This window comes from Streptomyces sp. MUSC 14, assembly GCF_001866675.1.
In the GTDB taxonomy this organism is placed as follows: domain Bacteria; phylum Actinomycetota; class Actinomycetes; order Streptomycetales; family Streptomycetaceae; genus Streptomyces.
Genome location: NZ_MLYN01000133.1, coordinates 1 through 414, shown reverse-complemented (window position 1 = coordinate 414; position 414 = coordinate 1). Strand labels below are relative to the sequence as shown.

General features: G+C 68.6%; 1 pseudogene. It reads right to left on the bottom strand.

The features are described from left to right. Positions 1 to 375, bottom strand: a pseudogene (locus BIV25_RS45970) (transposase); the annotation flags it as partial. Positions 376 to 414: the final 39 nt, after the last annotated feature.

The following is a 414-nucleotide window of genomic DNA, read 5'->3' as shown; positions in this document are numbered from 1 at the left end:
CGACAGGATTCGGGCCTGTCAGGTCCCCCTTTTCAGGGCCCGCATGTTCACCGAGTCGATCGCGCAGCGGGACCAGTCCAGCCCACCGCGGGCACCGAGCTCATCGAGGACCAGGCGGTGGAGCTTGGCCCAGACCCTGACCCTCGTCCACTCGGCGAAGCGCCGGTGAGCCGTCGCTCCCGACGGCCCGAACGACGCGGACGGCAACTGCTGCCACGTGCAGCCCGACGTGGCCACGAACACGATCGCAGCCAGCACCTCCCGGTCACCGTGCCGACGCCGGCCACCTCCCTGCGGCCGGACAGGCGCTTCCGGCACCACCCTCTGGAACAGCTCCCACAACTCGTCCGGCACCAGCCGCTCAACGATTCCCACGCCAGCAGACTATCCAACAGGCCAAATGAGATGGCGTCT